Origin of the sequence: Micromonospora sp. DT46 (genome assembly GCF_049841735.1) — a bacterium.
GTDB classification, from domain to species: domain Bacteria; phylum Actinomycetota; class Actinomycetes; order Mycobacteriales; family Micromonosporaceae; genus Micromonospora; species Micromonospora reichwaldensis.
On the sequence record NZ_JBNCKW010000005.1, the window covers coordinates 19,908 to 37,324 of the forward strand.

General features: G+C 72.8%; 18 protein-coding genes and 1 pseudogene. 9 read left to right on the forward strand and 10 right to left on the reverse strand.

Features of this window, described 5'->3' with window-relative positions; translation table 11 throughout:
• Positions 1 to 42: 42 nt before the first annotated feature.
• The 5 genes from ACLQ20_RS14375 (at position 43) to mug (ending at position 3,757) form a co-directional block, all read left to right on the forward strand.
• Complete coding sequence (locus tag ACLQ20_RS14375) at positions 43 to 954, forward strand: TIGR04222 domain-containing membrane protein (protein WP_425855949.1); 912 nt, start codon at positions 43 to 45, stop codon at positions 952 to 954.
• Positions 951 to 1,769 carry a DUF692 domain-containing protein gene (locus tag ACLQ20_RS14380; RefSeq protein WP_151457343.1) on the forward strand — a complete coding sequence of 273 codons (819 nt, stop codon included), beginning with the start codon at positions 951 to 953 and terminating at the stop codon, positions 1,767 to 1,769. The genes ACLQ20_RS14375 and ACLQ20_RS14380 overlap by 4 nt, the downstream gene beginning before the upstream one ends.
• A complete protein-coding gene (locus ACLQ20_RS14385) occupies positions 1,766 to 2,212 on the forward strand; it encodes a hypothetical protein (protein WP_151457342.1) in 447 nt (148 codons plus the stop codon). The genes ACLQ20_RS14380 and ACLQ20_RS14385 overlap by 4 nt, the downstream gene beginning before the upstream one ends.
• 97 nt (positions 2,213 to 2,309) lie before the next feature.
• Positions 2,310 to 3,077: an SDR family oxidoreductase gene (locus ACLQ20_RS14390; protein WP_425855951.1), complete on the forward strand. Its 768-nt coding sequence runs from the start codon at positions 2,310 to 2,312 to the stop codon at positions 3,075 to 3,077.
• Positions 3,077 to 3,757 (forward strand): G/U mismatch-specific DNA glycosylase, encoded by a 681-nt coding sequence (mug, locus tag ACLQ20_RS14395; RefSeq protein ID WP_425855952.1) that lies wholly within the window; start codon positions 3,077 to 3,079, stop codon positions 3,755 to 3,757. The genes ACLQ20_RS14390 and mug overlap by 1 nt, the downstream gene beginning before the upstream one ends.
• Before the next feature lie 73 nt (positions 3,758 to 3,830).
• Here the strand turns inward: mug and ACLQ20_RS14400 are convergent, their stop codons facing one another.
• From ACLQ20_RS14400 to ACLQ20_RS14410, 3 genes are all read right to left on the reverse strand, one after another.
• Positions 3,831 to 5,810 carry an ABC transporter ATP-binding protein gene (locus ACLQ20_RS14400; RefSeq protein WP_425856407.1) on the reverse strand — a complete coding sequence of 660 codons (1,980 nt, stop codon included), beginning with the start codon at positions 5,808 to 5,810 and terminating at the stop codon, positions 3,831 to 3,833.
• Positions 5,811 to 5,926: 116 nt separating this feature from the next.
• Positions 5,927 to 6,694, reverse strand: coding sequence for an enoyl-CoA hydratase/isomerase family protein (locus ACLQ20_RS14405; protein ID WP_425855954.1), 768 nt, complete (start codon positions 6,692 to 6,694; stop codon positions 5,927 to 5,929).
• Positions 6,695 to 6,740: 46 nt separating this feature from the next.
• Positions 6,741 to 6,968, reverse strand: coding sequence for a helix-turn-helix domain-containing protein (locus tag ACLQ20_RS14410; RefSeq protein WP_007462679.1), 228 nt, complete (start codon positions 6,966 to 6,968; stop codon positions 6,741 to 6,743).
• Between the two features lie 210 nt (positions 6,969 to 7,178).
• Between ACLQ20_RS14410 and ACLQ20_RS14415 the strand changes: the two genes are divergently transcribed.
• Complete coding sequence (locus tag ACLQ20_RS14415; protein WP_358121940.1) at positions 7,179 to 7,778, forward strand: cadmium resistance transporter; 600 nt, start codon at positions 7,179 to 7,181, stop codon at positions 7,776 to 7,778.
• Positions 7,779 to 8,048: 270 nt separating this feature from the next.
• Here the strand turns inward: ACLQ20_RS14415 and ACLQ20_RS14420 are convergent, their stop codons facing one another.
• Positions 8,049 to 9,653 (reverse strand): ABC-F family ATP-binding cassette domain-containing protein, encoded by a 1,605-nt coding sequence (locus tag ACLQ20_RS14420; RefSeq protein ID WP_425855956.1) that lies wholly within the window; start codon positions 9,651 to 9,653, stop codon positions 8,049 to 8,051.
• 245 nt (positions 9,654 to 9,898) lie between these two features.
• On the opposite strand from ACLQ20_RS14420, the gene ypfJ reads away from it, so the two are divergent.
• Entirely contained in the window at positions 9,899 to 10,816 is a 918-nt protein-coding gene (gene ypfJ / locus ACLQ20_RS14425; protein ID WP_151453376.1) for a KPN_02809 family neutral zinc metallopeptidase, read from the forward strand.
• A 157-nt stretch (positions 10,817 to 10,973) separates the two neighbouring features.
• On the opposite strand, the gene ACLQ20_RS14430 is transcribed toward ypfJ, so the two are convergent.
• The 5 genes from ACLQ20_RS14430 to ACLQ20_RS14450 all read right to left on the reverse strand — a co-directional run bounded on the left by ACLQ20_RS14430 (position 10,974) and on the right by ACLQ20_RS14450 (position 14,926).
• Positions 10,974 to 11,627: an acVLRF1 family peptidyl-tRNA hydrolase gene (locus ACLQ20_RS14430; protein WP_327029041.1), complete on the reverse strand. Its 654-nt coding sequence runs from the start codon at positions 11,625 to 11,627 to the stop codon at positions 10,974 to 10,976.
• A gap of 131 nt (positions 11,628 to 11,758) precedes the next feature.
• Positions 11,759 to 12,385: a LysE family transporter gene (locus tag ACLQ20_RS14435; RefSeq protein ID WP_358121942.1), complete on the reverse strand. Its 627-nt coding sequence runs from the start codon at positions 12,383 to 12,385 to the stop codon at positions 11,759 to 11,761.
• A gap of 243 nt (positions 12,386 to 12,628) precedes the next feature.
• A complete protein-coding gene (locus ACLQ20_RS14440) occupies positions 12,629 to 13,687 on the reverse strand; it encodes a hypothetical protein (RefSeq protein WP_151453371.1) in 1,059 nt (352 codons plus the stop codon).
• Positions 13,684 to 14,016, reverse strand: coding sequence for a PadR family transcriptional regulator (locus ACLQ20_RS14445; RefSeq protein WP_358121945.1), 333 nt, complete (start codon positions 14,014 to 14,016; stop codon positions 13,684 to 13,686). Before ACLQ20_RS14445 ends, ACLQ20_RS14440 begins: the two co-directional genes overlap by 4 nt.
• A gap of 538 nt (positions 14,017 to 14,554) precedes the next feature.
• On the reverse strand, positions 14,555 to 14,926 hold the full coding sequence (locus tag ACLQ20_RS14450; protein WP_358121947.1) for a VOC family protein: 372 nt from the start codon (positions 14,924 to 14,926) through the stop codon (positions 14,555 to 14,557).
• A 187-nt stretch (positions 14,927 to 15,113) separates the two neighbouring features.
• Here ACLQ20_RS14450 and ACLQ20_RS14455 point away from each other — a divergent pair, with 187 nt between their 5' ends.
• Positions 15,114 to 15,668 (forward strand): nucleotidyltransferase family protein, encoded by a 555-nt coding sequence (locus ACLQ20_RS14455; protein WP_425855960.1) that lies wholly within the window; start codon positions 15,114 to 15,116, stop codon positions 15,666 to 15,668.
• A gap of 72 nt (positions 15,669 to 15,740) precedes the next feature.
• Here the strand turns inward: ACLQ20_RS14455 and ACLQ20_RS14460 are convergent.
• Positions 15,741 to 16,473: pseudogene (locus ACLQ20_RS14460) on the reverse strand (tyrosine-type recombinase/integrase).
• Positions 16,474 to 16,842: 369 nt separating this feature from the next.
• On the opposite strand from ACLQ20_RS14460, the gene ACLQ20_RS14465 reads away from it, so the two are divergent.
• Positions 16,843 to 17,412 carry an RNA polymerase sigma factor gene (locus ACLQ20_RS14465; protein WP_358121953.1) on the forward strand — a complete coding sequence of 190 codons (570 nt, stop codon included), beginning with the start codon at positions 16,843 to 16,845 and terminating at the stop codon, positions 17,410 to 17,412.
• The last annotated feature ends 5 nt before the right edge of the window (positions 17,413 to 17,417 follow it).

Consider the following 17,417-nt stretch of genomic DNA (forward strand, 5'->3'; position numbering starts at 1 on the left):
CACAATTGGGTCGCGATCCCCCTCGCCCGACAGGAGCAGCACATGACCGTCCTCGCCGCACCTGGTGACACCTGGGGCATCTCCGGTCCCGCCTTCCTCGGGGTCTATCTCCTCGCAGCCGTCGTGATCATCGTCGGCACGGTCGTCCACCGGCTCTCGGTCCTCGCCGGGCCGCAGGTGGGCGACGTGGGTCAGCTCGGCCCGCAGCAGGTCGCCTACCTCAACGGCGGGCAGCAACTGGCGATCTGGGCCTCGCTCGGCGGGCTGCGCAGCAGCGGGGCCATCGGCGTACGCCCGGACCGGCGGCTCACCACCGGCGGTGCGCTGCCGGCCGGGATCACGCCACTGGACCAGGCCATCCACTTCGCGGCCGGCCGGAACGCCACCACCCGGGAACTGGCCCGCGACGAGTGGGCGGTCCGGGCGCTCGACCAGCTCCGGACGAGTCTGGAGCAGCGCGGACTCGCGCTCCCGCCGGCCCGCCGGGCCGCGCTGCGCCGGGGCGCGTTCCTGCTCACCGCCCTGCTGCTGGTCGGCGTGTTGCGCATCTTCGCCGGCCTGGGCAACGACCGTCCCGTGGGCTGGCTCGTGCTGAGCCAGCTCCCGCTGATCGTCGTGGCCGTCCTCCTGTACCGGGTGCCGTGGCGCACCCGCGCCGCCACCCAGGCCCTGCGCGGCCTGCGGCGTCAGCACACCTACCTCGCGCCCGCCTCGGCCCCCGCCTACGCCACCTACGGCGCGGCGGGCGCCGCGATGGGGGTCGCGCTGTTCGGCACCGCGTCGCTCTACGCCATGGACCCCGGCTTCGCCAGCCAGGCCGAGATCCAGCGCCAGGCGATCAGCGGCTCCGGCGCCTCCTCGACCGGCGGCGGATGCGGCGGCGGCAGCTCGTGCAGCGGGGGCAGCTCGTGCGGCGGCGGCGGGGGTTGCGGCGGAGGCGGGTGCGGCGGATGACCGGCCCCGCCGGCGTCGGCATCGGCTGGCGGCCGGAGATCGCCGGGTTCGTCGCCGACCTGCCCGGGCTGCGCTTCGTGGAGGTGGTCGCGGAGAGCGTCGCCGCGACCGGGCCACCGCCCGCCGGGCTGGCCGCGCTGCGCGAGCGCGGCGTGACGGTCGTACCGCACGGCGTGCGCCTCTCCCTCGGCGGCGCGGAACCGGTCGACCCGGCGCGCGTCGCCCACCTGGGCGCGGTGGCGGAGCTGGTCGGGGCGCCGCTGGTCAGCGAGCACATCGCCTTCGTCCGGGCCGGCGGCGTCGAGGCCGGTCACCTGCTGCCGCTGCCCCGCAGCCGGGAGGCGGTCGACGCGGTCTGCGCCAACGTCGCCCGCGCGCAGGCCGCGCTGCCGGTGCCGCTCGCGCTGGAACCGATCGCGGCCCTGTTCGACTGGCCCGACGACGAGCTGGACGAGGCCGACTTCCTCACCGAGATCCTGGACCGCACCGGCGCGTTCCTGCTGCTGGACGTCGCCAACGTGTACGCCAACGCCCGCAACCGGGGCACCGACCCGCTGGCGCTGCTCGACCGGCTGCCGCTGGAGCGGGTCTCCTACGTGCACGTGGCGGGCGGCGCCGAGCACGGCGGCTACTACCACGACACGCACACCGATCCGGTGCCCCCGGCGGTGCTCGACCTGATCCGCGAGCTGTGCGCCCGCCGCCGGCCGCCGGCGTTCCTGCTGGAACGCGACGGGCACTACCCGCCCGCCCCGGTGCTCCGCGCCGAGTTGGACGCCCTCGCCGCCGTGTCCGGCTTCCCGGTGGTGACGTGAGCGGCGACCTGGCCGAGCGGCAGGCGGCGCTGGTGGCGGCGCTGGTCGCCGGCGGCCCGGTGCCGGCGGGCTTCGACCCGGCGGCGCTCGCCGCCGCCGGGACCGCGCTGCTGCGCAAGCGCGCCGGGGAGGTGGCCCGGCACTGGCCGCTGCTCGCCGCCGGTCTCGGTCCCCGGTGGCCGGAGACCTTCGCCCGCTGGGCGGCCGGGCGGCCGACCGGGGGCTCGCTGCGCGACGGCTGGGACCTGGCCCGCGACCTGCGCGACCGGGGCGCGCTGCCGCCGCTCGGCGCGGAGGAGTTGGCCGCGCGCGAGGCCGCCCACCGCTACGACGGGCACACCCCGCCGCGCCCGCGTCGGCTGCCGGCGTGGGGGCGCGCCGGCGGGGCCGTCGCGGTCCAGCTCGCCGGTCGGGTACGCCTGCTGCGTCCCGCCCGCAGCTGAACCGCCCGCCACCGGACCGCCCGCCGCTGAGCGCCCACCGCGCACCGGCCCGAGGGCCCCGCTGGCGGATCCGGCCGGGTGCGGCAGGATCGACGGCATGGATCTCGGACTGACCGATCGGGTGTACGTACTCACCGGCGCCTCCCGAGGGCTGGGCTTCGCCACCGCGCAGTGTCTCGTCGCCGACGGCGCCCGGGTGGTGCTCTCCGCCCGCGACGCCGACGCGGTGGCCGCCGCCGCGCACCGCCTCGGCGGGCCGGAGCGGGCGGTCGGGCTGACCGCCGACCTGGCCGACGCGCAGACGCCGGAGCGCCTCGTGGCGGCGGCCCGGGAGCACTTCGGACGGCTCGACGGGGCACTGGTCTCGGTCGGCGGGCCGCCGCCGGGCAGCGCCGCCTCGGTCACCGACGAGCAGTGGCGCCGCTCCTTCGAGACGGTCTTCCTCGGCACCGTCCGGATGGTTCGCACCGTCGCCGAGCACCTGGCCAGGGGCGGGGGCGGGGCGGTCGGGCTGGTCCTGTCGACCTCGGCGCGCGGGCCGGTGCCCGGCCTGGGCATCTCCAACGGCCTGCGGCCCGGCCTGGTGGGCATGGCCAAGGACGTCGCCGACGAGTACGGGCCCCGGGGCGTGCGGGTGGTCGGCCTGCTGCCCGGGCGGATCATGACCGACCGCAACGTGGAACTCTTCGCCGCCACCGGCGACCCCGACCGGGCCCGCGCGGAGGCCGAGGCCGCCATTCCGCTGCGCCGCATCGGCGCGCCGGACGAGTTCGGCCGGGTGGCCGCGTTCGTGCTCTCCCCCGCCGCGAGCTACCTGACCGGGGTCACCGTGCCGGTCGACGGCGGCGTGCTGCGGAGCCTGTGATGGCCGCGCCCGCCGACGGATCGTCCGCCGGTCCGCCCGCCGACGGATCGCCCGCCGGTCCCCCCGCCGACGGATCGCCCGCCGGATCGCCGCTCCGGCGACGGACGCGGGTGGCGCGGGAGGCCGGGCGGTATCCGCGGCCGACGCGGGAGGAACTCGCCGCGGCGGCGGAGCGCACCATCCCCGATGTCATCGCCCCCGGCTTGGACGTGCTCTTCGTGGGCATCAATCCGGGCCTGTGGTCGGCCGCGACCGGGTGGCACTTCGCCCGGCCGGGCAACCGGTTCTGGCCCGCGCTGCACCGGGGCGGGTTCACGCCCCGGCTGCTGCATCCCAGCGAGCAGGACGAGCTGCCGGGGTACGGGCTGGGCATCAGCAACATGGTCGCCCGGGCCAGCGCCCGGGCCGACGAGCTGACCCCGGCCGAGCTGGTCGAGGGCGCGGAGATCCTCACCGGCAAGGTCGAGCGGCACCGCCCCCGGTGGGTGGCCGTGGTCGGGGTGACCGCGTACCGGATCGGATTCGCCCGGCCGAAGGCCGCCTTCGGGCCGCAGCCGCAGCGGCTGGCCGGCGCCCGCCTCTGGGTGCTGCCCAACCCCAGCGGCCTGAACGCGCACTTCACCCCCGAAACGCTCGGCGCCGCGTTCGGGGAGTTGCGGGCGGCAGTCGCGACCGGCTGAGACGTCGGTTGGCCGCAGCCGGCAAGTTGGCGCAGCCGGCGGCCGCGTCAGTTGGCTGCGGCCGGCGGCAGCGTCAGTTGGCCGCCGCCGGCGGCAGCGCCTCGTCGGCGAGGTAGGGCCGCAGCGGCGGCACGGCCACCGGCTCGGGCCCGGTCGCGTCGACGTACGGGGTGGGCGAGTCGGCGACCGCGAACTGGGTGCGGTAGAGCTCGGCGTAGAGCCCGCCCACGGCCACCAGTTCCTCGTGCCGCCCCCGCTCGACGATCCGCCCGTCGTCCAGCACCAGGATCTGGTCGGCGTCGCGGACGGTCGAGAGCCGGTGCGCGATCACCAGCGCGGTACGCCCGGTCAGCGCCACCGACAGCGCCCGCTGCACGGCGGCCTCGCTCTCCGAGTCGAGGTGCGCCGTGGCCTCGTCGAGGATCACGATCGACGGGGCCTTGAGCAGCAGCCGGGCGATGGCGATGCGCTGCTTCTCGCCGCCGGAGAAGCGGTAGCCGCGCTCGCCGACGAGGGTCTCCAGCCCTTCCGGCAGCGACCGGACCAGGTCGGCGACCTGCGCCCCGGCCAGGGCCGCCCAGATCTCGTCGTCGGTGGCGTCCGGCTTGGCGTAGCGCAGGTTCTCGGCGATGGTCTCGTGGAACAGGTGCGAATCCTGGGTGACCACGCCGATCTCGTCGCGCAGCGAGGCGAGGGTGGCGTCGCGGACGTCGACCCCGCCGACCAGCACCTGCCCGTCGGTGACGTCGTAGATGCGGGAGATCAGCATGGACAGCGTCGACTTGCCGGCGCCGGAGGGGCCGACCAGCGCCACCATCTGCCCCGGCTCGACCGCGAACGAGACGCCCTTGAGCACGGGCTCGTTGATCGTACGGTCGAGGGCGGCGACCTCCTCCAGGCTGGCGAGCGAGATCTCGGCGGCGCTGGGATAGCGGAACCGGACGTCGCGGAACTCGACCCGGCCGCTGGCCCGGGGCACCGCCACCGCGTCGGGCCGCTCCTCGATCGTCGGCTTCAGGTCGAGCACCTCGAAGACCCGGTCGAAGGAGACCAGCGCGCTCATCACGTCGACCCGGACGTTGGACAGCGCGGTCAGCGGGCCGTAGAGGCGGGTGAGCAGCAGGGCGAGGGTCACCACGGTGCCGGCGCTGACGTTGCCGGTGACCGCCAGCCAGCCGCCGAGCCCGTAGGTGAGCGCCTGGGCCAGCGAGGCGACCAGCAGCATCGCCACGAAGAAGGTCCGCGAGTACATCGCGGACTGGATGCCGATGTCGCGGACCCGCTCGGCCCGCCCGGCGAACCGGCGCGCCTCCTCCTCGGGCTGGCCGAAGAGCTTGACGAGCAACGCGCCCGAGACGCCGAACCGCTCGGTCATCGTCGCGTTCATCTTCGCGTCGAGGTTGTAGGACTCGCGGGTGATCTCGGCGAGCCGCTTGCCGACCCGGCGGGCCGGGATGATGAAGACCGGCAGCAGCACCAGGGAGAGCGCGGTGATCTGCCAGGAGAGGGTGAACATCACCGCGGCGGTGAGCACGAGCTGGATGACGTTGCTGACCACCCCGGAAAGCGTCGAAGTGAACGCCCGCTGCGCGCCGAGCACGTCGTTGTTGAGCCGGCTGACCAGCGCACCGGTCTGGGTGCGGGTGAAGAACTGCAGCGGCATCCGCTGGACGTGGTCGTAGACCCGGGTGCGCAGGTCGAGGATGATGCCCTCGCCGATGCGGGCCGAGTACCACCGCTGGGCGAGGGAGAGCAGCGCGTCGAACACCGCGAGCCCGGCGATGACGAGGGCCAGCCGGACCACCGCGTTGCCGGCGTCGGCGCCGCCCCGGGTGATCGTGTCGATGACGTCGCCGGCGAGCACCGGGGTGGCGACACCGATGACGGCGGCCAGCACCACCGTGACCAGGAAGACGACAATGTCACGGCGGTAGGGCCCGGCGAAGGCCACGATCCTGCGGGCCACCCCGCGCTTGAGTCGGTGGGTGGAGATCTCGTCGCGGTTGCGCATTGACCGGAGCATGCTCCAACCGGTCATGCCGCCGCCCGACATCGAGTGGGACACGTTCACCTCCGGGTCGTCGGGCTGACCGCACCGTCAGGTCAATTCTCCCGACGACTCTGACAACCTCGGCCGTAACCCTGATCTTCCCGAACGGTCCTTACGACTTACTCTCCGCGCCCGGCGAGATCACGCAGCCGGCGGGTCTGCGCCTCCCGCTCGGCCCGCTGCTGGTCGGCGGCGGACCGACCAGTCGCGCCGGCCAGCAGAGCCTTGATCTCCACCACCGCGTTGCGGTCGTTGGCCAGCAGCCCGGCGGTCAGGTCACGCACCGCGGCGTCCAGCTCGGCGTTCGGCACCACCAGGGTGGCCAGGCCGATCCGGTCCGCCTCGGCGGCGTCCATCCGCCGGCCGGTCGCGCAGATCTCCAGGGCACGGCTGTAGCCGACCAGGTCGACCAGGCGGCCGGTGCCGGCGAGATCCGGGACCAGGCCGAGCGTCACCTCGGCCATGGAGAGCTTCGCGTCCTCGGCGAGCACGCGCAGGTCGCAGGCGAGCGCCAGCTGGAAGCCGGCGCCGATCGCGTGCCCCTGCACGGCGGCGACGGAGACGACGTCGGGACGGTGCAGCCAGGTGAAGCCGCCCTGGTATTCCGCGATCCGGTCGGCGCACTCCTGCTCGGGCAGGGTGGCCAGTTCGGCGAACGACCCGGGACCGGAGGCACCGGCCACCGACAGGTCGAGGCCGGCGGAGAATGCCCGCCCCTCGCCGCATACGACCACGACACGGACGTCGCCGGGGAGGTCCCGCGAGAAGTCGCTCATCGCGCGCCACATCGCCGGGGTCTGCGCGTTGAGCACGTCGGGCCGGCACAACGTGACCGTCGCGACCGGCCCGTCGCATTCCAGCCGGACCCCGGTCGTCTCGGCGGTCACCGAGCGATCCGGGGAGCGGCGCTGATGGACGACGCTGGTGGGCGGGTCACGCCTTCTTGCGGCGTCGGGCGCCGCCACGCTGCCGCAGCTGGACCCCGGACTCGGTGAGCACCCGGTGGATGAACCCGTAGGAACGGCCGGTCGAGGCCGCGAGCGCGCGGATGCTCTCACCCGAGGTGTACCGCTTTACCAGGTCCTTGGCGAGCGTCTGACGCTCGGCTCCGACGATCCGGCGACCCTTCTCAGTGCTGGTGGCTGTGCCAGTGGCTGCCATGCTGTGTCCTCACGTCCCAGACTGTGCGGTTCGGATACGGTCCCACCTATTAGACCGCCTCGAACGATCATGCGCCAGATATCAACTCTTCGCCAACCGACACGCTATGCAATGTCAGCTTCCCGATAGCGTGATGCTCCCGACGCGGCCCGGGGCCCCGCCCGCCCCCGGCGCCGGGCGTGACGGGTGACCGAGCCGTACCCTGCTGGCGTGATCGACCTGTTGGGCGCCGCGGCCGGCGCCGCCGTGGTGTTCGCCGCCACCAACATCGATGACATCGTCGTCCTGACCCTGTTCTTCGTCGCCGCCCGCACCACAGGCCGGCCCCGCACCTGGCAGATCGTCGCCGGGCAGTACCTGGGCATCGGCGCGCTCGCGCTGGCCAGCACGGTGGTCGCGGCCGGGCTGCTGGTGGTGCCCGAGCCGTGGACCGGGCTGCTCGGCCTGCTGCCGGTCGCCCTCGGCGTCCGCGCGCTGCTGCGTGACGACGCCGACGACGCCCCGGCGGTGGTCGGCTCGACGCTCGGCGTGGCCGGGGTGACGATCGCCAACGGCGCCGACAACATCGCCGTCTACGTGCCGGTGTTCCGGGCGCTCGGCCCGGCCGACGGCGCGGTCTTCCTGCTGGTCTTCGTGGTACTCATCGCGCTGTGGTGCGCCGCCGGGGCGTGGCTGGGCGGGCACCCCCGGGTGACACGGCTCGTCGGACGCGTCGGCCACTGGCTCGTCCCGGCGGTCTTCATCGCCATCGGCGTGGTCATCCTGGCCACCTCGGGCGTCCTGCCCCGCCTCCTTGACCTCCTGCGCTGACCGCACGCCCCACCCGCCCCACCGCAACCCGCGCACCCACCCCACCGTGCCACCCACGCAGGTCGCCCCGCCTGGCCACCCGCCTGGCCGCCCCACCTGGTCGTCCGCCTGGCCGCCCCGCTTGGTCGATCATGAAGTTGTTGTCACGACACGCCGGGGCGGAGGGCAACAACCTCATGATCAACGGACTGGGGCGGGACGGGAGCGGAGCGGACCGGGGGCGGGACGGGACCGGGGCAGGGCAGGGCAGGGCAGGGCAGGGCAGGGCGGTCAGGCCAGTTCGACCAGTTCGAGGAGGTCGTCGCTCCAGGCGTCCTCGTCGCCGTCGGGGAGCAGGATGGCGCGGTCGGGCTTCAGCGCCATGACCGCGCCGGGGTCGTGGGTGACCAGCACGATCGCCCCCGGGTAGCGGGCGATGGCGTCGAGCACCTGCTCCCGGCTGACCGGGTCGAGGTTGTTCGTCGGCTCGTCGAGCAGCAGCACGTTCGCCCCGGAGCAGACCAGGGTGGCCAGCGCGAGCCGGGTCTTCTCGCCGCCGGAGAGCACCCCGGCCGGCTTGTCCACGTCGTCGCCGGAGAACAGGAACGCCCCGAGGATCTTGCGCAGGTCGGTGTCGGTCTGCTCGATGGCGGCGCTGCGCATGTGCTCCAGCACCGTACGGTCCACGTCGAGCGTCTCGTGCTCCTGCGCGTAGTAGCCGAGCCGCAGGCCGTGACCGGCGTGCACCTCGCCGGTGTCCGGCTCCAGCAGGCCGCCGAGCATCCGCAGCAGGGTGGTCTTGCCGGCGCCGTTGAGCCCCAGGATGGCCACCCGGGAGCCCCGGTCGACCGCCACGTTCACGTCGGTGAAGATCTCCAGCGAGCCGTACGACTTGGACAGGCCCGTCGCGGTGAGCGGGGTCTTGCCGCAGGGGGCCGGGTTCGGGAAGCGCACCTTCGCCACCCGGTCGGAGACGCGTACCTCCTCCAGGCCTGAGATGAGCTTCTCGGCCCGGCGGGCCATGTTCTGCGCGGCGACGGTCTTGGTGGCCTTGGCCCGCATCTTGTCGGCCTGCGCCATCAGCGCGCCGGCCTTCTTCTCGGCGTTGGCCCGCTCCCGGCGGCGGCGCCGCTCGTCGGTCTCGCGGGCCTCCAGGTACGCCTTCCAGCCCAGGTTGTAGACGTCGACCACGGAGCGGGTGGCGTCGAGGAACCACACCTTGTTGACCACCGACTCCAGCAGCGAGCCGTCGTGGGAGATCACGATCAGGCCGCCCTTGTGGTTGGCGAGGAAGCTGCGCAGCCAGGTGATCGAGTCGGCGTCGAGGTGGTTGGTCGGTTCGTCGAGCAGCAGGATGCCGCCGCCGTTCTCACCCGCGTCGCGGAACAGGATCCGGGCCAGCTCGATGCGGCGGCGCTGACCGCCGGAGAGCGTGCCGATGGTCTGGGCGAGCGCCCGGTCCGGCAGGCCGAGGTTGGCGCAGATCCGGGCGGCCTCGGCCTCGGCCGCGTACCCGCCGAGGGAGGCGAACTGGTCCTCCAGCGCGCCGTAGCGACGGACCAGCTTGTCGGCGGCGTCGTCGGCGAGCTTGGCCTCGATCTCCTTCATCTGGGCCATCAGCACGTCCAGGCCCCGGGCGGAGAGCACCCGGTCGCGGCCGGTGACCTCCAGGTCGCCGGTGCGGGGGTCCTGCGGGAGGTAGCCGATGGCGCTGCGGCGATCGAGCTGCCCGGCGTACGGCTGGCCCTCGCCGGCGAGCACCTTCAGCGTGGTGGTCTTGCCGGCGCCGTTGCGGCCGACCAGGCCGATCCGGTCACCCGGCTGCACCCGCAGCGTGGTGTCGGACAGCAGGATCCGGGCGCCGGCGCGCAACTCCAGGCCGGTGGCAGTGATCATGTCGGAGGACTCGCTCTCGGGGTCTGGAAGGGCTGACTCAGGGCACGCGAAAGCGCCGGCGAGCACGAGGCCCGTCGGCGCGGGGCGGTTCAGCCTTCGCAGAGCAGCACGGGCCCAAGTGTACCGGGCCCCGCCGGATCGCCCCGCCGGATTACCGATCAAGATCATCGGGTACCGAATCGCCGTCCGGACCCGGTCCGGTACCGCAACCACCAAAACGGATCAAATCGGTGATCGGGGTAGACATGGAGCTGAACGAGAACGCGCGGGTCGACACCAGCCAGGTGGACGATCGGCGAGGATCCGGCGGGGGCGGCGGGCTGGGCGGCATACCCATCCCGATCGGCGGCGGTCGGGGCGGCATCGTCGGCATCGTCATCGCCGTGCTCGTCGCGCTCGTCGGCGGCGGCTTCGGCCTGAACGCGGCCACCAACGGCGGCGACGAGCCGCAGGGCGACAACTCGTCACTGGAGCAGAAGTGCTCGGCCGAGGACGCGCTCCAGCAGCTCGACTGCCGCAACGCGCTCTACGTCAACTCCATCCAGGCGTACTGGCAGAAGGCCCTGCCCGAGGCGTTCGGCGAGCAGTACCGCCCGTCGAAGACGGTGTTCTTCAGCCAGGGCGTCAACACCGCCTGTGGGCAGGCCGACTCCGGCGTCGGCCCGTTCTACTGCCCCGCCGACGACCAGGTCTACATCGACCTCACCTTCTACCAGGTGCTCGCCCAGCAGCTCGGCGCCTCCGGCGAGTTCGCCCAGCCGTACGTGCTCGCCCACGAGTACGGCCACCACGTGCAGGACCTGCTCGGCACCGAGGCGCAGATGCGCCGCCAGCAGCAGCGCGACCCGGACAGCGCGAACGCGCTCTCGGTGAAGCTGGAGTTGCAGGCCGACTGCTACGCCGGCGCGTGGGCGAAGAACGCCACCGGCACCGCCGACGCGAGCGGCCAGAAGATCTTCACCAGCATCAGCGAGCAGGACATTCAGCAGGCCGTCGACGCCGCCGAGAAGATCGGCGACGACGCCATCTCCAAGCGGGCCAACCGGCCGGTGAACCCGGACGAGTTCACCCACGGTTCCTCCGCCCAGCGCAAGGAGTGGTTCACCCGGGGCTACGACACCGGCGACCCGAAGTCCTGCGACACCTTCCGCGGCAGCCTCTGAGCACCGGACCGGAGACCGCCCTCGGCGGCCGGCGGGCCTCGCCCGCCGGCCGCCGTCGTGCGTGGGGTCGACCGGCCGGTCGTTGGCGGTCCGTCCCAGCGTGGGAAGGGGCGGGTGTCCGCAGTGCAGCCAGCGTCGCTCCCGACGCGGTCGCCGCTCAGGACGGGGCGGGATCGCGCACCAGGATCCGGACCGCCCGGGCCGCCGCGATCGCGCCGACCAGCACGGCGTGCCGGGGCTCGGGCACGTCCAGCAGACGGTCGGCACGCAGCGCCGCCAGCGGGGCGAGCCGCCGGTCGGCGAGCACGGTGTCCACCGCCCGCCGGTCGCCGCCGCAGACCAGCGCGCCCAACGACGACGCCTCCGGCAGCAGCAGCCGTACGGCCAGGTCGGCCGCGTCGCCCAGCGCCGCCTTCGCCTGGTTGTCGCGCCGCCGGGCGAAGCGCTGCTGCGACCAGCCCCCGGCGGCGGTGCGCCCCTGCACGTAGCGGGTGTCCACCTTGGAGACCACCAGCTCCTCCCCCGCCGCGACGCCGACCGCCACCGCGCCCTTGCGGGCGAGCAGCAGCCCGATCCGGCGCGGCGCGGTCGCGGCGGCCACGAAGCCGGGCACATCCGGGGTGGCCGGCGCGCCGGGCGGGGTGTGCAGCTCGGCGGTCGCGCCGTCCGGGGCGGCGAGCAGCAGCCCGTACGCCTCGACGGTGGTGGTGGGCGGGCCGTGCCGGTCGGCGAAGCCCTCGACCCACCGGGCGGCCCGGGCGGGGTCCACCTCGACCCAGCGGCCGCCTCCGGCGGCCGGTCGGCTGCTCATACGCCCGAACCTACGGCACGGCGACGCCAACTGACCGCCGTGGGTGGGTGGACGCCCGCGGCGGGCCGCCGCCCCCGCCGGGCGGCAGGCCACCGACCCGGACCCAGCCGGGCAGCGGACGACCGGCTCGGCTAGCCGGGCAGCAGCATCGCCACGGCCAGGGCGGCGATGATGGCGCTGGAGAGCAGCGCGGTCACGAGCCGACCGCGCGGTCCGGTCAGCACCCGGCCGACCAGGGTGCCTCCGCCGGCGATCAACAGCTGCCAGCTCGCCGAGGCGACGAACGCGCCGAGCACGAAGAGGCCGGCGGCGAGCGGATCCGGCTCGGCATGGTCCGTACGGCCCAGCACGAGCGCGGCGAAGTAGACAACGGTCGCGGGGTTCAGCAGGGTCAGCGCGAGCACGCCGGTGAAGGCGCGGACCGGGGTGTCCAGGCCCCGGCGGACGCCGGCGGCACCGGTCGCGGCGCGGGGGCGCAGCGCGCGCCAGGCGCCGTGGCCGGCGAGGACGAGCAGCACCAGTGCGGCGGCCAGCCGCAGCGGCCCGGCGACCGGGGCGATCAGCCCGGCGACGGCGGCCCCGCCGAGGGCCGCCACGGCGGCGTAGAGCCCGTCGGCGGTGGCCACCCCGAACGCGGCGGAGGCGCCGACCCGGAACGACGTGCGGGCGCTGAGCCCGAGGATGAGGACCGCGATCGCACCGACCGGGATGGCGACGCCGTAGCCGGCGAGCAGACCGGCCAGGAACGCGCCGGTCACGACGGTCGGCGGCGGGTCGGGACGCGACCGGACGCGGTCCGCTGTCGCCGTGCGGCGGCGGCCGCGGCGACGGGGACGGTCTTCGTCGGGTACGTCTCGATCACCCGCTCATCCTCGGCCCCGCCACCGCGGCCCTGCCACCGAATTCCCCACCGACGCCGTTCATCCGCAGGTGGACGCGACCGCAGGGCTCGGCTGGGGTGGCGTTACCCGAGGGTCACAGTCGCCCCGCCGGACGAGTTCCTACGTCGGTGTGGTGGGTCTTGGGGCGACGGTGGGGATCGGTGGAAGTCGGCGCAGTGCTCGGATGGCCAGTACGGCGAGCGGTACGCCTACCGCCAGCACGGCGACAACCTCTACGGAGGCGATCGTGGCGAGTGTCGTCCGCTGTGCCTGGTTGCTGTAGTCGGGCAGGGTTGCGGTTCGCAGGGCGAGCGCGGTCACGGCGAGCAGGGTGAGCGCCAGTGACCATGGCAGCCTCCGAGATTGGCGGCTGGACACTCGACCGGCCAGGTGGACCACCATGGCGACAGTGACCACCGCGCAGGACAGGCCCGGCCAGTCCAGCAGCCTCAGCGCCGGTCTCGCCGCCTGGATGGTGAACAGCGGCACGGGGACGAGGAAGATGCCGATCGGCAGCGCGAGGAGCCAGGGGCGGCGCGGCACCGGTGGGGCGCCTCGGTGAAAAGCCGCCATCGCGAGTAGCAGGAGCACGTCGACGAATCGCATCGCCCAGGGCGTCACGGACAGCGGTACGTCACCGACGCCTTGTTCGAAGGCGGTGGTGATGGCCGGAGGCACGATGGCGAGCAGGGCGACCGCTTGGGCCACCCGCCGGTGTCCGAGGACGAGCGCGACGTAGGCCGGCAACCACGCGTAGTCGGCGAGATTCCACGCGGTGTGCCAGATGTTCGACGACGGGCTGAGTGGCCATTCCAGTTCAGGAGCCGGCAACCAGGCGATCTTCCGGGAGAGCCACAGCGTGACGGCGATGCTGGCGGTGACCATGACGGCGTTGGCCAGCATCGCCATCAGGGCCGCCAGGCGTACGGCTTGTCCCCAGGCGAACGAGCGGGGTGGCGCGTCAGCCCCGCCGAGACGCAACCGAACGGCGAGGGAGACGATGCTGGCGACCTCGGACAGGCTCGGCCGGCCGTAGTCCGTGACATACGCGGTGGTCTCGGAGTCGCCGGTGTCCATGCTGTCCAGAAAGGCGGCGACCATGTCGTCTTCCCATTCCTGCCGGTAGGCGGCGGGCAGCAGCCGGAGGACGAACCGGTAGCGCTCTTCCAGCCGGTTCACGACGGCGTTCCCGTGATCGGGTTCCGCCGCTCGCGCAACCGGGTGGAGGCGAGGCGCGCGTTGGCGGCCAGCCGTTGCGCCTCCGCTTCGAGGGCCTGGCGGCCCCGCTCGGTCACCCGGTAGTACCGGCGTAACCGTCCTTGCCATGCCTCCTCGCGGTCCAGTTCGACCAGGCCGTCACCGACGAGTCGGTCCAGGACCCCGTACAAGGAGCCGATCTTCAGCTGCACGCGGCCCCGCGACAGTTCCGCCACGTCCGCGACGATCCCGTAGCCGTGCCGCGGAGCGTCGAGCAGCGCGGTGAGGATGAAGAAGGCTGGCTCTGTCATGGCCCGAGAACTCATCGGCCTAATATAGTGGAAGACAAGATATCCTTCCCGTCAGGAGCCAGGCTGGCGCCAGCGGGTTTCACCGGGCCCCGGCATGCGCGGAGCCCACGCCAAGAAGGAGTGATCATGGGCGACGGTGACGCGGCGGACGCCGGCGACCTGGGCGGGCCGGACTTCGCTCCGGCGATACCGGCGGCGGAGAGCAGCGTCGTCGGCGCCCCGCCCCCCAACGGGGCGGCCATCGTCCTGGGCCCCGGATACAGCGGTCAGGTCCTGCTGCCCCGGGCTCCGCAACGGGTTCGGCCACTACCCCCAGTTACGAGCGGTGACCTTGGCGGCGGCGCTGGAGAGGATTCACGGGCAGCGGCCGACGATCATCCGTAACGGGGTTGGAAGCTGGCAAACGCCCGCACGTCGGCAAGACCGCGCGTCGCCTTGCATGACGAGCGATGGGCGGACGAACGTGCGCTGATCTTGGCAGATCGGCGCACAGTCAGCAGTACGTCAAGGCATTGCCAGGGCTGTCGTGGGCCATCGATCAGCCGTTGGGGCGTGATTCGATCGCCTGCAGCGACCACCTGTTGCCGTCAGGATCGCCGAAGTAGACGAAGCTGCCCCATGGCTGCACCTCGATCTCGCTGGCATCGACGCCAGCGTCGAGCAGTTGCCGGCGCGCCGCCTCGGCGTCGGCGACCACAACCTGGATTTCCTGGGTGCCGGGAGTCTTGTCGGTGATGCCCTCGCCGATCACGATGGAGCAGGCCGAGCCGGGTGGTGTGAGCTGGACGAACCGCAGGCCCTCGTGCACCCTGTGATCGTGGTCGGCGTTGAAGCCCACCTTCTGGTAGAACGCCTTGGCCCGGTCGACATCGGTCACCGGAACGGGGATGAGTTCGATCTTCCAGTCCATGGACCCACCGTAGGACATGGTTGCGGTTCCGAGCGGGGCGGTTGAAGCGTGGGTATCGCGTGGCGTGACTCGCCGGAAGAACTGGCCGGACTGCCACGCCGACGGGGCCTGGCTCCGGACCGGGTGGACAACGTCGAGGCGGCGTGGAAGGCATTCCGCGTACGTCCGCTGGCCTAGGGTCCCTGGGGTGGTCAGGAGCGCGCAGGACGTTGTGGGCGTAATCGAGTCAGACCCGGGAGCAATGAAAGTCCTTCGAGTTACGGCCGACCTTGGATTGTCGGACTGGTGGATCGGTGCCGGCTTCGTACGCAACCGCGTCTGGGACGCGATCAGCAACATCTCGGCCTCGCCGGAGCGCGACGTGGATGTCGCCTACTTCGACCCGGAAAAGCTGGACCCACGCGAGGACGCACGTGCCGAAGCCCAGGCCATGGTGGCCCTGCCTGGGGTGCCGTGGGAAATTCGTAATCAAGCACGGATGCATCTGCGCAATGGCGATGAGCCCTACACGTCCGCCATGGACGCGATATCGCGCTGGCCCGAAACGGCAACGTGCGTCGCGGTTACCCTGCGGGGTGGCTCTGTTCGCCTGGTGTCCTGCCACGGGTTGGCCGACCTTGTAGGAATGGTTGTCCGCCCCTCTCCAGCCTTCAACAATGCGGCGGGCCGCGCGAAGGTACAGCGCCGCGTGCAGGTCAAGGGATGGCTCGACCGATGGGCCGGACTGCGGCTGGAGATCTAGCGCTCACGCCGGGCGAAGGGAAGGGCAGCCCCGACAGGACGTCCTCCTCTCGGCAGAGCCGTGAGCGGCTGATCATGTTCCAGAGGCCATGTACGCGGCGAGGATGTAGTTGGGGTGCCGGTCGAGGTTCTTACGGGCGCGGTCGTAGCGCATGGTGGTTCGCGGGTCGGCATGGCGGGCGGCGATCTGCACGTCACGCAGGCTGACGCCGGCGTCGAGCATGGTGGTCACGAACGTGTGCCGCAGCATATGTGGGTGCATCCTCGGCATCCGGACCCGCCGTGTGGGCCAGGTGCTTGAGCCGGCGGGTGGCGGCATGCCGGTCCATCCGAACACCGAGGGTATTGCGCAGGATCGGCCCGCTGGTGCGCTCGTCGACGGCCCGGTCGATGGCTCGGGCCACCGCGGGTGGCAGCGGGACGAGGACGACCTTGCCTCCCTTGCCGCGCACGCGTAGGACCCGGTGCCCGTGCTCCTCATCCAGGTCGGCGATGTTCGACCCGCAAGCTTCGAAGATCCGCAGCCCGAGCAGACCCAGGAGCGCGACCAGGGCGAAGTCGTTCGGGTTGGCCGACAGCCGGGCGGTAGTGATTAGAGCCTCGAACTGTAGGTGCCCCAGCCCAAGGGTCGGCGACTCGGACGGCACCGTGGGCCGGCGGACGTAGTCGGCCGGCGAATGCTCCAGGATGGCGTCGATGACGCAGACCCGATAGAACCCGACCACGACCGACAGGCGCCGCGAGACCGTCGAGGGCTGGTAGCGGCGTACGTCCTGCAGCCAGCGCACGTACCGCTCGACGTCCATCCGCCATGGCGAGCGGATCAAGGGCCTGGTCGGTGCACCAGCGGAGGAAGACTCGCAGGTTGGACTCAGTATGGACGCGAGTTTGCCCACGGTAGCGGCCCAGAAAGGCGGACACCGCGGCACGTAGAACGAGCTGATCGGTCGGTGCGACGCTGGAAGCGGGAGCAGGAGAGGTAGTCATACATCACCGTGCGTCACCAGCAGCGATGAACGCCAGTCCGCCCTGAGCGGCAGATCAGTGCGCCCGATCTTGCTGTTCCGTCGTCCTCCCTACCCGCCATCCACCTGTTTGTCGTGCCGGATGGTTCGGTAACACCCGCGCTCCGCCTTACGAAGAAGGGGTGTAGCGGATACGAGAGAGGACGGCCTGTGAATGACCCTAGCCAAGCGGAGGGTGACATCTCCGGCATCGGAGTCGATCCGGTGGCCTTCGAGGTCTTCTACCGGCGGCACCTGGAGGCGGTGGGCCGGTTCGTGGCGCGGCGGGTCGACGACCCACACCTCGCCGCCGATTTGACCGCCGACGTGTTCCTGGCGGTGATCGAATCGGCGGCCGGCTACCGGCCAGACCGGGGTAGCCAGATCGGCTGGCTGTTCGGGGTGGCCCGCAACGTCATCGGCGACGAGCGGCGTCGGGCGGCCCAACGGCTGCGGGTGACCGGCCGACTGGCCGGACGACGGGACCTGGGCGCCGACGACATCGCCCGCATCGAGGAGCGGATCGACGCCGAGTCGGCGGCCCGCCGTACCCATCGAGCGCTGAGCGAGCTACCCGAGGGCACCCGGACGCTGGTCGAACTCGTCGCCGTGGACGGCCTCACCGTCGCGGAGGCGGCGACCGCGCTCGGGATGTCCCCGGTCGCCGCTCGGGTCCGCCTGCATCGTGCCCGTCGCGTCGTCCGCGCCGGGCTCGCCCACCCGGCCAACACCCTCGTCTGATGAGA